Origin of the sequence: Streptomyces sp. ME19-01-6 (genome assembly GCF_033793745.1) — a bacterium.
GTDB lineage: Bacteria > Actinomycetota > Actinomycetes > Streptomycetales > Streptomycetaceae > Streptomyces.
In genome coordinates this window covers 15,333-27,999 of sequence record NZ_JARAXF010000004.1, presented here as the reverse complement: position 1 = coordinate 27,999, position 12,667 = coordinate 15,333, and the positions used below count along the sequence as shown (strand labels likewise).

8 protein-coding genes are annotated in these 12,667 nt (G+C 73.2%); 5 read left to right on the top strand and 3 right to left on the bottom strand.

Annotated features, from left to right (window positions below):
• Positions 1-83: 83 nt before the first annotated feature.
• Positions 84-563 (bottom strand): SUKH-3 domain-containing protein, encoded by a 480-nt coding sequence (locus PV419_RS10060; protein WP_319687610.1) that lies wholly within the window; start codon positions 561-563, stop codon positions 84-86.
• A gap of 29 nt (positions 564-592) precedes the next feature.
• Complete coding sequence (locus tag PV419_RS10055; RefSeq protein WP_319688160.1) at positions 593-1,150, bottom strand: YwqJ-related putative deaminase; 558 nt, start codon at positions 1,148-1,150, stop codon at positions 593-595.
• Between the two features lie 420 nt (positions 1,151-1,570).
• Here PV419_RS10055 and PV419_RS10050 point away from each other — a divergent pair, with 420 nt between their 5' ends.
• The 3 genes from PV419_RS10050 to PV419_RS10040 all read left to right on the top strand — a co-directional run bounded on the left by PV419_RS10050 (position 1,571) and on the right by PV419_RS10040 (position 7,040).
• A complete protein-coding gene (locus PV419_RS10050) occupies positions 1,571-2,548 on the top strand; it encodes an SMI1/KNR4 family protein (protein ID WP_319687609.1) in 978 nt (325 codons plus the stop codon).
• Positions 2,549-3,330: 782 nt separating this feature from the next.
• Positions 3,331-5,892: an SUKH-4 family immunity protein gene (locus PV419_RS10045; protein ID WP_415925293.1), complete on the top strand. Its 2,562-nt coding sequence runs from the start codon at positions 3,331-3,333 to the stop codon at positions 5,890-5,892.
• A 230-nt stretch (positions 5,893-6,122) separates the two neighbouring features.
• Positions 6,123-7,040, top strand: a complete 918-nt coding sequence (locus PV419_RS10040; protein ID WP_319687607.1) for a cellulose-binding protein — start codon at positions 6,123-6,125, stop codon at positions 7,038-7,040.
• A 47-nt stretch (positions 7,041-7,087) separates the two neighbouring features.
• On the opposite strand, the gene PV419_RS10035 is transcribed toward PV419_RS10040, so the two are convergent.
• Positions 7,088-8,716, bottom strand: coding sequence for an MFS transporter (locus tag PV419_RS10035; RefSeq protein WP_415925280.1), 1,629 nt, complete (start codon positions 8,714-8,716; stop codon positions 7,088-7,090).
• A gap of 449 nt (positions 8,717-9,165) precedes the next feature.
• Here PV419_RS10035 and PV419_RS10030 point away from each other — a divergent pair, with 449 nt between their 5' ends.
• Both PV419_RS10030 and PV419_RS10025 read left to right on the top strand, forming a co-directional pair.
• A complete protein-coding gene (locus tag PV419_RS10030) occupies positions 9,166-10,014 on the top strand; it encodes an ABC transporter ATP-binding protein (RefSeq protein WP_319687606.1) in 849 nt (282 codons plus the stop codon).
• Positions 10,011-12,587: an ABC transporter permease gene (locus tag PV419_RS10025; protein WP_319687605.1), complete on the top strand. Its 2,577-nt coding sequence runs from the start codon at positions 10,011-10,013 to the stop codon at positions 12,585-12,587. The genes PV419_RS10030 and PV419_RS10025 overlap by 4 nt, the downstream gene beginning before the upstream one ends.
• Positions 12,588-12,667: the final 80 nt, after the last annotated feature.

The following is a 12,667-nucleotide window of genomic DNA, read 5'->3' as shown; positions in this document are numbered from 1 at the left end:
AGGCAGGCGGGCGAATTCAGGTGTTCGCCTGATTCACGCCTGCTCGAAATTGGTTCGAAAGAGTAGGTGATTCCCCAGAGTCGCTACCCGCGCGGCAGCCGCTGCGGCTGGACCCCCATCACCAGCGCCGTCAGCGCCGCGTCGATGTCCTCGCCCAGGTACCAGTCCCCGGTGTGGTCCAGGCTGTACACCCGCCCTTCCGCGTCGATGGTCAACAACGCCTGCCCGCCCGACTCCTCGCCCAGCGGGCAGACCTCCGTGTCCAGCGCCCGCCCCAGGTCGCCCAGCGTGCGGGCCAGGTGCAGGCCGTGCAGCGGGTCGAGGTGAAAGGGGGTCGGGGCGATATGCCGCCCCGCTCCGGGCGGGATGACGTGCAGCCCGCCGAACTCCGCCCACGCCTCGACGGCCGCCGGGAAGACGGCGTGCAGGTGCCCGGCGGGGGAGATGTGGGCGCGCAGGGTGTCCGCCCAGTACTCGGCCTGGGGGACGTCCCGGCGCCCCGGCTGCCAGCCCGCCTCGCGCAGGGCGGCGTCGACCGGGACGGGGAAGCGGGTCGTGTCCATGCTGCGTACGCGTTTGGGTGTGTCCAATGTCAGCCCCTGGCCGGGCCGACCGAGGCTTCGGTCGCCGGCCCGCTCGTGTGTCCGACGCTCCGTACGCCGAAGTGGGCCAGCAGCGGCGCGCAGGAGCGGCACGGCGGGGCGTAGCTGCCGTGCCGGGGGTCACCGGCCTCGCGGATCCGGCGTGTGGTGATCTTGGCCTGTTTGAGGGCGCGGCGGGCCTCGCCGTGGGTGAGCGGCTTGCGGGCGGCGCGCTTGGAGCGGTTCGCCTCGACGCCGGTCAGGTGGCGGGACAGCAGGATCGCCTCCGGGCAGCGGCCGGTGAATCGCTCGCGCTGGGCGCTGGTGAGGGTGTCCAGGAAGTCCTGGACCAGCGGGTGCAGCGGGGGCGGCTGGTCGCCCTTGCTCGCGGTGCAGGTGAGGGTCTTGCCGCGGACGGAGAGCGCGGCGGCGACGGTCGGCAGGATGCCGTCGCGGCGGTGGAGGAGCGGCGGCGGCCCGGCCGCGCCGTCGGTGTCGCTCCAGTTGAGCCGTGGGTCGCCAAGCGGCCCCGGGGAAGCGGGGGTGGGGTCAGGTGTCGTCTGGTGCAGGGGGTGCCTCCCAGCGGTAGCCGGGGGAGCATCGCAAGGCGGAGGGTCGTCCTCGTACTGGGCGCTGCGGTCGATAGGCCTCCCCCAGCTACCGCTGGGAGGTACCCCCTGCCGCGGCGTGGCGGGCGACGCGGCGTCGTCGTGGCCGCTTGGCGTGGTGTGCATCTCCTGGGTTCCCTCCCGTTCCCTCCCTGCGCAATCCGCGCGCAATCCCCGCGCAATCCCCCGGTTGCGAAGATCAGCCTGCCAAATGTGGCGCGTGGTGCGAAAGTCCGGGGGTGGCGGGCGCGGGCCGGGCGGGAGGTCGGCAGGGTGCCCGGCGTCCGGGGTCGGTCGCGCGCGTTCGGGCGCGGCGGGGTCCGGGTTCGCGGTACCGCATAGTCTGTCCGTACCAGCCAGCAGCAGCAGGGGGCATCCGCCATGACGACAGGTCGGCTCGGGCAGCATGCCGCGCCACCGAACACGGCCTACGCCGGTCAGGTCGTGCACTTCCCGGACCCGGTGAGGGCCGCCCGGCACCCCCAGGGTGTCCGGGTGGACGAAGACGGCTATCCGGACTTTACGCCCTATGCGCGCGCGGCGGCCGAAATAGCCGAGCCGCCCGAGGGGTTCGGCGTCGACGAACTGCGGCTGACCGACTTCGTGTCCGCCAACGCCGCGCTGCACTCCGTCGGCCACGACCTGTGGGACGGTGCGTCGAGCGTGGCCACCCCGCACGGCTGGACCTGGCACCACGTCGTCGGTACCCGCCGCATGGAGCTGATCCCGGTGGAGGTGAAGGCGCTGCTGCGGCACCACGGCGGGCTCGCGACGGCCGCCGTCGACCAGGACAAGCGCGGCACCCGGCCGCTGCAGGAGACCCGGCCGGTGCACTTCGGGCTGCCCAAGCGCGGTCTTTCGGTCACCGAGGAGCAGGTACTCGGCGTCGAGGAGGACCTCGGCTACCGGCTGCCCGGCGCGTACCGGGCCTTCCTCAAGGCCGCGGGCGGCTGCGCGCCCGTCGGCGCGGCGCTGGACCCGGAGCTGGGCCTCCTCGTCGACCAGCCGTTCTTCACGGTGCGCGACGAGGCCGCGGTCAACGACCTGGTGTACGTCAACAAATGCCTGCGCGACCACTTCACCAAGGACTTCCTGGGGGTGGGCTTCGTGCAGGGCGGGGTGATCGCGGTGAAGGTGAAGGGCGACGCGATCGGCTCGGTGTGGTTCTGCGCGTACGACGACGCGCGGGACCGTGACGGCTGGACGGTGCAGGACCGGGTCGAGCACCTGTTGCTGCCGTGCGGGGACGACTTCGACGCCTTCCTGCTGCGGCTCGCGGGCAACCCGCCGGAGTTGGAGACCGTGGCCAACCTGATGGTGGAGGGCGGCTTCGCGTACGCCGTCCCGGTGGAGGGGTGAGCGCGATGGTGACCTTCGCACAGGCGCAGGAGCGCGCGGAGCTCTGGATCAACGGCGATGTGCCCGGCTATCAGCAGCGTGAGGTGCGGGTGCGGGAGTTCGACCTGGGCTTCGTGGCCTGGGCCGAGGACCGCGCGGACGGACCCGTCTCGGACGCGCCCGCCGAGGGCGCCCGGCTGGTCATCGCCCGCGACAGCGGGGACACGACCTTGTGGCCCGCGCTGCCGGTGGGTGAGGTCATCCGCCGGTACGAGGAGGAGTACGGGACCTCCGGCGGGGGCCAGGAGACCACCGGCGGGCGGCCGCAGCGCATCGACTTGAACGCGACGTCCTTCCTGCTGACGCCGCCGGACTGGCTGCAGGAGGCGGCGGACGCCAGGGGTATCCCCGACCAGCGGTCGGGTGGTGGCGGCGGTGCTTCAGGGGCGGGCTCCGGCACCGGTGCGGGTACGGCGGCGGCTCCGGCGGGCGGTTCCGCTGGGGGCGAGCCGGGAGCGGTGGACGACTGGCCGGGGTCGCAGGCCTCGGCGACGTCCGGAACCGGGGCGTCCGCGGCGTCGGCCGCGTCCGATCCGTACGGCGGCGGTTCGGGGGCGGGTGCTTCGGGCGGGCTCGCCGACCGCGAGCCGAGTACGGATGACTGGCCGGGTTCCGGCGCGGCGAGTTCTGGCGCGGTAGGGGTCGGCGCGGCGGGTTCCGGAGCCGGGGCGTCCGCGGCGGGCGGTGCGGCCGGTCGTGAGCCGGAACCGGTTGACGACTGGCCGGCGTCGGCGTCGGCGTCTGTGGGCGGTGGTTCGGCCGAGCGCGGGACGGACGACTGGCCGGGTTCCGGCACGGCGGGTTCCGGTTCGTTCGCGCCCGGCGCCGGAGCGGGTGCCCCGGGCGCGCCGGACGCGGGCGCGCGGCCCTCGGGTGACGCGTCGCACGGCGGGCAGCACGGCGCCGGGCCGGGGGCCGGGAGCCCCTGGGCCGCCCCCGAGGCGCCTTCAGGCAGCGGTGGCCCCGCGGACTCCGCCCCCGGCGCCCCGGCGACACCGGCCGGCGGCACGCCGTGGGCGGGTGCCGACACCAACTCCGGGAGCGATGACAGCGACCGCTCGGTCGCCCCGCCCGTCACGGTCTTCGCCCCGCCGCTCGCGGGCTCCGACGACGAGGACACCCCGGTGCCGGGCGTGCGGCCGGACGCGAAGACCGAGTTGATGTCGGCGGGCAGCGCGCTGCCGCCCACGGCCATCGCGCCGGTCATGGACCTGCCGCCGCCGTCGGCCGCGTCGGCCGCGGGCCCGGGCGTGCCCGGGGTGCCCCCGGCGCCCCCTGGCGCGGCGCCCGGCGGTCCGTCGGCCCCGCCGCCGCCCGGTGCGCCGGGCGCTCCCGGCGCCGGCTCGCCCGCGGGGGCGCACACCCCGTCTCCGCCGCCGTCCGGCCCCGGCGCTCCGGGCGCCCCGGCCGGAGGGTACGTACCGACCCAACTGGTCTCGGCGCTCGGCCCCGAGAGTCTCGGCGCTCCGGGCGGGGGCGCGGGCGGTCCGCAGACGCCGCCCCCGCCGCCGGCGCCGGGCGTCCCGGGCGCGGGCGCGACGCCTCCGCCAGGTGCGCCTGGGGCTCCGGGCGTGCCTGGGGCTCCTGGTCAGCCGGGTGCTCCGGGTGAGGTGCATGCGGCGGCGACGATGCTCGCCGGTGGTCCGGGTGCACCCGGTATGCCAGGTATGCCGGGTGTGCCGAGTCCTGGTGGCCCGCAGCCGCCCGGACCTCCTGGTGTTCCTGGGGCTCCCGGTCAGCCGGGCGCGCCGGGCCAGTCCGGTGCGTCGGGGCCGCAGCCGCCCGGTCCGCCCGGTCCGCCCGGTCCGCCCGGTCCGCCCGGCGTGCCCGGGGCCGGAGGCGGCCAGACGCCGCCTCCGCCGGGCCCGGCCGGCAACTTCCCCGGCCCGCCCGGGGCTCCGGGTGCGCCTGGGGCTCCTGGTCAGCCGGGTGCTCCGGGCGGGGTGCATGCGGCGGCGACGATGCTCGCCGGTGGTCCGGGTGCACCCGGTATGCCAGGTATGCCGGGTGTGCCGAGTCCTGGTGGCCCGCAGCCGCCCGGTCCCCCCGGTCCCCCCGGCGCCCCGGGTGCTCCGGGTCAGCCCGGTGTGCCCGGCCCCGGTGGTGCGCAGCCGCCGCCTCCGCCGCCCGGTCCCGGGTACCCCGGCGGCCCCGGCCGGCCCGGCGCCCCCGGCGGGGTGCACGCGGCCGCGACGATGCTCGGGGGCGGCACGCCCCCGCTCGGCATGCCCGGTCCGGGCACGCCCCCGCCCGGTGTGCCCGGCCCCGGCATGCCCCCGCCCGGGGGCGGATACGCCTACCCCGCGCCGCCGTCCGGCCAGCCGACCGTCGGCCCCGGCTACATGGCGGTGCTGCGCTACCGCGCCCAGGACGGCTCCGAGCAGCAGCTCATCCGCCGTTCCGGGCCCGGCACCCCGCACCCCGAGTGGCAGATCCTGCACGAGCTGCGCGGGATGAACGTCCCGCCGCAGCACGTGCTGGAGCTGCACACCGAGCTGGAGTCCTGTGATCTGCCCGGCGGCTACTGCGCGCGCATGATCAAGGAGACCTGGCCGCAGGTGCGGATCAGCCATACGGCGGCGTACGGGCGTGACCACGCGACCCGCCAGCAGGGCGTACGCCACCTCATCGAGCACCAGGGCGAGTTGCACCAGGTGGCGGACGGCCCGGCCCGCCCGGCCCCGAACCGGGTGCCGCTGCCGCACCCCAGCCAGGTGCAGCGGGTGGCCCCGGTGCCGCCGGATGTGCTCGCACAGGAGCTGATCCAGTCGTTCGGCCCGCAGGGCATCTTCCGCTTCGACCAGCGCGCGGTGTCGCGGATGGGCGTGCCGGACGTGGTCGCCCAGACGCTGGTCATGGCGGGGCTGCCGATGGACTTCGGGCCGTTCTTCTGGGCGCAGGCCCATCAGGGCCGCCCGGTGCCCACGCTCGCCGAGCTGGCCGCCGAGCGCGGGGCGCAGCCCGCGCCGGACGCGGGCTCGTACCTGGTCATGGGCAATGACTTCGGCCGTCAGCTGTGTGTGCAGTACGGCACGGCGCACATCGTGGCGGTGCCGGTGGAGGCGGGCCCCGGTGGGACGTCCGTACCGCCGCAGTTCGTCAACTCCTCGCTGCCGGACTTCGTCCGCTGCCTGGCCCTGCTGGGCCGGATGTGGCGGCTTCGGTACGGGCTGACGCCGGAGCAGGCCGGCCGCTGGACGGTCGACTTCCAGGCGCAGCTGGCCTGCTTGGACCCGGCGGCGCTGTCCTCGCCGGACAACTGGTGGGCGGTGCTGCTGGAGCAGATGTGGGACGGCCTGCTCTGAGCGAGCCCTGAGGCGAACAGCGGCAGAACATCCAGACCGAGGCGCCCGACCCCCGTGACGGGGGCGGGCGCCTCGTCGTTGTGTTGTCCGGATCCGGTGGCGCGAGCGCCAGAAGGGCATGACATCCCCGGCCGAGGAAGATGGGCGGAGTGTCGCTTATGTGCGATTAGCCGCGATCTATGAAGATGTGCGCCGGAGCGGTTGCATGCCGGACAAAAGGGGTTCCAAGGATGGGCGCATCGGTGTCACGTCAAGGTTTCACCATCGGCGGACGGGGCCGCGGCTACCGCCCCGAGCAGGTCGACCGCACTCTGGCGGAGTTGTCCGACGCGCGCGACGCGGCGTGGGAGCGCGCCGCGCGGCTGACGGTGCTGAGCAATGAACTGGCCGCCGAGGCCGGGCGGCTGCGCGAGGCGATCGCCCAGCTGGCCCCCCAGACGTATGAATCTCTGGGCGACCGCGCCCGGCTGATCCTGTTCGCGGCCGAGGAGGAGGCCGCGAGCCTGCGGACGCGCGCCGAGGCCTCGGTACAGGAGCTGTGGGACGCCGCGCGGGCCGCGGCCCGTACGGTCGAGGAGGCCGCCCGCGAGGAGGCCGAGCGGACGCGGGCCGCCGCCGAGGCATCCGCGCGCTCGACGCTGGAGTCGGCCCAGGCGGATGTGGACGAACTGCGCGCCGCCTCGCGGCAGGACGCCAAGGAGTGGCGGGCCGAGGCCCTGTCGGCGCTGAAGGAGACGCGGCAGCGCAGCGCCGCTGTCCTGGCCGAGCAGGAGCGGGACCACGGCGAGCGGTGGGAGGCGGCGGGCCGGGAGATCGCCGAGCGGGAGGCCGCGATGGCCGCCGGTGTCGCCCAGTTGGAGGAGCGCACGCAGCTGAGGCTCGCCGAGGCCAAGCGGGAGTACGCGATGGCCGAGCAGGCGGCGCGGCTGCGGCAGGAGGACGCCCAGGCGCAGGCGGCGGAGATCATCGCGCAGGCGCGGGCGCGGGAGGAGCGCCTGGAGCGGGAGACGGAGCGGACGCTGCGCGAACATGTCGAGCGGCGCGAGGAGCTCAAGTCGCATCTGGAGCACGTACGGGGCAGCCTGGCGGCGCTGACGGGCCGGCCGGTCGCCGAGGACGCCGGCCCCACGCCGCGGCCGGAGGCGTAGCCGGCTCCCCGACCGGCCCCGGCTCGGCCGGGAGCCCTGTTGCCCCGCTACCCCGCCGTCTGCGGCTGCTCGTCGGCGCCTTCCGTACCGTCCCGGCCTTCCGCACCGTCCGGCCCGGTGGCGGTGCGGCGCGGGGCGAGGAACAGCAGGACCAGCAGGGCCAGTACGGCGGCGCCCGCCGAGCCGACGTACACATGGTCGACGGCGGTGTCGACCGCGCGCCGCAGGTAGTCGGCGGCCTGGTCGGTGAGCGTGGCGGGATGCTCCAGCGCGCGGGAGACCCCGTCGAGGTCGTCGGGCAGGCCGGTGCGGATGGCGGGGGGCGCCTCGTCGAGGCGGGCGGCCAGGGTGGCGTTGGCGACGGCGCCGAAGACCGCCGCTCCCACGCTCTGACCGACCAGCCGGCAGAAGAGGATCGAGGCGGTCGCGGTGCCGCGCTCTTCCCAGCGGACGGATGACTGGACCCAGATGATCAGCGGGAGCTGGAAGAGGCCGAGGGCCGCGCCGAGCAGCAGCATGATCAGCGCGGGCTGCCAGGCCGCGCCGGGGTTCGCGCCGGTGTAGGGGAGCAGCGGGAAGGCGAGCAGGATCAGCGCGGCGAACCCGACGCCGGTCATCGCACAGCGCCGGAATCCGATCCGGCTGTAGACGCGGCTGCTCAGCGCGGCCGATATCGGCCAGCTGAGCGTCATGGCCGACAGCACGAACCCGGCCGCGATGGGCCCGAGTCCCAGGACCGACTGGCCGTAGGTGGGCAGGAAGACGGTGGGGGCGATCATCAGCAGGCCCAGCGCGCCGAGCGCGAGGTTGACCGCCGAGATCGTACGGCGGCGCCAGACCCAGCCCGGGATGATCGGTTCGGCGGCGCGGCGCTCGATCCACACGGCCCCGGCCGCGCACGCCGCGCTGCCCGCGAACAGCGCGAGCGAGGGTGCGGACAGCCAGGCCCAGGCCACCCCGCCCTGTACGAGGGCGGTCAGCAGCAGCCCGCCGGTCGCGAAGATCGCGAGCGCGCCGGCCCAGTCCACCCGGGATCCGCGTGCGCGCTCCCGGGCCGGCTCGTGCAGATGGCGGACGAACAGCAGCAGCGCCACGGCGCCGACGGGCAGGTTGATCAGGAAGATCCAGCGCCAGTTCGCGTATCCGGCGAGCAGGCCGCCGATGACCGGGCCCGCCACGGAGGACAGGGCCCACACGGAGGAGAGCCTGGCCTGGATCTTGGGGCGCTCCTTGAGCGGGTACAGGTCTGCGGCGATGACCTGCACGGTGCCCTGAAGCGCGCCGCCGCCCAGGCCCTGGACAACGCGGAAGGCGATGAGGGAGCCCATGTTCCAGGCGCCCGCGCACAGCAGCGAGCCCAGCAGGAAGAGCACGATCCCGAAGAGCAGGACGGGCTTGCGGCCGAAGGTGTCGGAGAGCTTGCCGTAGACCGGCAGGCTGACCGTGACGGCGAGCAGATAGCCGGAGAACAGCCAGGAGAAGACGGAGAAGCCGCCGAGGTCGCCCACGATCTGCGGGATCGCGGTCGAGATGATGGTGGAGTCGAGCGCGGCGAGCGCCATGCCGAGCATCAGCGCGGCGGCGACGGGGCGGCGTCGGACGGGCGGTGAGGGGGCCGTCTCGGGGGTGGGTGGTCCGGTGTCCGCGTCCTTCCGCCGTCGTGCGGTGCCGCCCACCGTGCGCACTCCCTCCCCCGGCCGGGCTAGTCGGCTGCCGTGATGCCCGGAACTCTGTTGTACGACCCACCATTCCATGCGGGATCGGGGGAAGGAAAGCGGGCGTCCAGGCGGCCGAGCAGCGGACTTGAACCTCCTGTTACGGGAGGGTCCAGTCTTGACCCCGAGACGGGGTACGCCTGAGGTCTTACACCCCTAGGGGTCGTCCACCCGTTCCTCCTACCCGGGGTTCGTACCGGCGGAGGAGGTGTCCGACCTGCGGCGCTCCTAGGGTTGCTAAGGCCGGCCCGACCGAGGGGGTATGGCTAGCCCCACCACAGACAGGGAGCCAGGCACCATCGCGCCGCGCTGACGCCTGGACCACCCTGGATGTACGCGGACCGAAGACCCCGGCTCGCAGAAGAAAACGAGCGAAGAGCTCGCGGAAGAAAACGACATAGGAGAGAACCGTGACAACCGCTGTATCGATTCCCAAGACCGGGGGCAGTGGAGGACATACGGCTGTTGCCGCCCGCGCTCGCCAGGTCGTCAAGGCGTACGGCTCCGGCGAGACCCGTGTGGTCGCGCTGGACCATGTGGACGTCGACATAGCCCGCGGGCAGTTCACCGCGATCATGGGCCCGTCGGGCTCGGGCAAGTCGACCCTCATGCACTGCGTCGCCGGTCTCGACACCGTGACCTCCGGTCAGATCTTCATCGACGAGACGGAGATCACGGCGCTCAAGGACAAGAAGCTCACCCAGCTGCGCCGCGACCGGATCGGCTTTATCTTCCAGGCGTTCAATCTCCTCCCCACGCTCAACGCGATCGAGAACATCACGCTGCCCATGGACATCGCGGGCCGTAAGCCCGACCAAGCCTGGCTGGACCGAGTGGTGGAGACGGTGGGTCTGGCCGAGCGGCTCAAGCACCGGCCGAACCAGCTCTCCGGCGGCCAGCAGCAGCGCGTCGCCGTGGCCCGCGCCCTCGCCGCCCGCCCCGAGATCATCTTCGGTGACGAGCCCACCGGAAACCTGGACTCCCGGGCCGGTGCCGAGGTGCTGGGCTTCCTGCGGCGCTCGGTGGACGAGCTGGGCCAGACCATTGTGATGGTCACCCACGACCCGGTCGCCGCCGCGTACGCCAACCGGGTGCTGTATCTGGCCGACGGCCGGATCGTCGACGAGATGTACAACCCCACCGCCGAGCTGGTGCTGGAGCGCATGCTGCGTCTTTCGCCGGGGGGCACTGAGACATCGGCGGCCGGGGCCGCGGGCCGGACCCCCGAGGCCTTCGACGCGCGCGGGCGGGTGTCATGACCGTCTTCAAGACCTCGATGCGCAATTTCTTCGCGCACAAGGGACGCATGGCGCTGTCGGCCATCGCCGTCCTGCTGTCGGTGGCCTTCGTCTGCGGCACGCTCGTCTTCACCGACACCACCAACGCCACCTTCGACAAGCTCTTCGCGAGCACCAGCTCCGATGTCTCGGTCAAGCCGAAGGAGACGGGCGGCAGCAGCAACGGCCCGCAGAGCGGCAAGATCGAGACGGTGCCCGGGGCGCGGCTCGCCGAGCTGAAGAAGGTCCAGGGCGTCAAGTCGGTGGTCGGTGAGATCAGCACCGAGACCGTCACCGTCGTCGACAAGAACAACGACGACATCGGTCCCAAGTCCGGCGCCCCGACCGTCGCCACCAACTGGGACCCGACCGAGCTCCTCGCGGTGGACCTCACCTCCGGCCATGAGCCGCGCGGCCCCACCGAGGTGATGCTCGACGCCGACACGGCCAAGAACAAGAAGCTGAAGATCGGCGACGAGCTGCGGATCATCGCCGTGCCCGGCGAGTTCCGCGCCAAGATCGTCGGCCTGACGACCTTCAAGGTGACCAACCCCGGCGCCACCATCGTCTACACGGACAACGAGACCGCGCAGCGCGAGCTGCTCGGCCGCCCCGGCGCGTACACCAGCTTCGCCCTGACCGCCCAGCCCGGCGTCAGCAACGACCAGCTGAAGAAGAACGTGGTCGCGGCCATCGGCGATGGCCTCAAGGTGCAGACGAAGGCCGAGTCCGCCGAGGAGGGCAAGGACGACGTCGGCTCGTTCCTCGACATCATGAAGTACGCGATGCTCGGCTTCGCCGGGATCGCCGTGATGGTCGGCATCTTCCTCATCGTCAACACCTTCTCGATGCTGGTCGCCCAGCGCACCCGCGAGATCGGCCTGATGCGGGCCATCGGCTCCAGCCGCAGGCAGGTCAACCGGTCGGTGCTCATCGAGGCGCTGCTGCTCGGCGTCGTCGGCTCGGTGCTCGGCGTCCTGGGTGGGATCGGCCTCGCCATCGGGCTGATGAAGTTCATGGGCAGCCAGGGCCTGAACATCAGCACCGACCAGCTGACGGTCAAGCCCGCCACGCCGATCATCGGCCTCACCATCGGCATCGTCGTCACCCTCATCTCCGCGTACATCCCCGCCCGCCGGGCCGGGAAGATCTCCCCGATGGCGGCCCTGCGGGACGCGGGCACCCCGGCGGACGCCAAGGCCGGGCGGATCCGGGGCGCGATCGGTCTGCTGCTCACCGCGGCGGGCGCGGCGGGCCTGGTCGCCGCGGCGAACGCGGACAAGGCGACCGACGGGTCGATGTTCCTGGGCCTGGGCGTGGTGCTGACCCTGATCGGCTTCATCGTCATCGGCCCGCTGCTGGCCGGCCTGGTGGTCCGGGTGCTGGCCGCCGTCATCCTGCGGATCTTCGGCCCGGTCGGCCGCATGGCCGAGCGGAACGCGCTGCGCAACCCCCGGCGCACCGGCGCCACCGGCGCCGCTCTGATGATCGGCCTCGCGCTGGTCGCCTGCCTGTCGGTGGTCGGCTCCTCGATGGTCGCCTCGGCCAGCGATGAGCTCGACAAGTCGGTCGGCGCGGACTTCATCGTCCAGTCCGACGGCGGCAAGCCGATCACCGCGGAGATCGCGAAGGCGGTGCACGCGGCGAAGGGCGTGGACCACGTCACCGACGTCAAGAACCTCGACGACACCAAGATCACCACGCCCGACGGCAAGACGTCCACCGACAATCTGGTCGCCGCCGACCCGACGTTCGCGGACGACCTGCGCACCCCCGTCGTCGACGGCACGCTCTCCGACGCCTACGGCAAGGACGCCATGTCGGTGTCCGAGGACTTCGCCAAGGAACACAAGGTGAAGACGGGCGACACCCTCACCGTCGCCTTCAAGGGCGGCAAGACGGCCAAGCTCAAGGTCGCCGCCGTCACCTCGGACGACACCTCGTTCAACCAGGGTGCCAAGTACGTGAACATCACCACCGCCGAGCGCTATATCCCGGCCGACAAGATGCCGGTGAACTCGATGATGCTCGCGGCCGCCAAGGACGGCCAGGACAAGGAGGCATACGCCTCCCTCAAGGCCCAGCTGGACGAGTACCCGTCGGTCAAGGTCCGGGACCAGACCGACTACAAGAAGTTGATGAAGGATCAGATCGGGCAGCTGCTCAACCTGGTCTACGGCCTGCTGGCGCTCGCGATCATCGTCGCCGTCCTCGGCGTGGTGAACACCCTGGCGCTGTCGGTCGTCGAGCGGACCCGGGAGATCGGCCTGATGCGCGCCATCGGCCTGTCCCGCCGCCAGATGCGCCGCATGATCCGCCTCGAGTCGGTCGTGATCGCGCTGTTCGGCGCCCTGCTGGGCCTCGGACTCGGCATGGGCTGGGGGGCGACGGCGCAGAAGCTGCTGGCGCTCGAGGGCCTGAAGACCCTTGAGATCCCGTGGACGACGATCATCACCGTCTTCATCGGCTCGGCCGTGGTGGGCCTGGTCGCCGCCCTGCTCCCGGCCTTCCGGGCGGGCCGGATGAATGTGCTGAACGCCATCGCCACCGAGTAGCCTCTGCCCCTCCGTGGGGGTGAGGGGCAGAGGAGCCCGGCCCGGCGCGCCGAAGTGAGCGCGCCGGGCCGGACGTTTGG

Bases quoted from the DNA above. Each gene is read 5' to 3' on its own strand.
- PV419_RS10060 (WP_319687610.1), bottom strand. From the start codon at position 563: ATGGACACGACCCGCTTCCCCGTCCCGGTCGACGCCGCCCTGCGCGAG.
- PV419_RS10050 (WP_319687609.1), top strand. From the start codon at position 1,571: ATGACGACAGGTCGGCTCGGGCAGCATGCCGCGCCACCGAACACGGCC.
- PV419_RS10040 (WP_319687607.1), top strand. From the start codon at position 6,123: ATGGGCGCATCGGTGTCACGTCAAGGTTTCACCATCGGCGGACGGGGC.
- PV419_RS10025 (WP_319687605.1), top strand. From the start codon at position 10,011: ATGACCGTCTTCAAGACCTCGATGCGCAATTTCTTCGCGCACAAGGGA.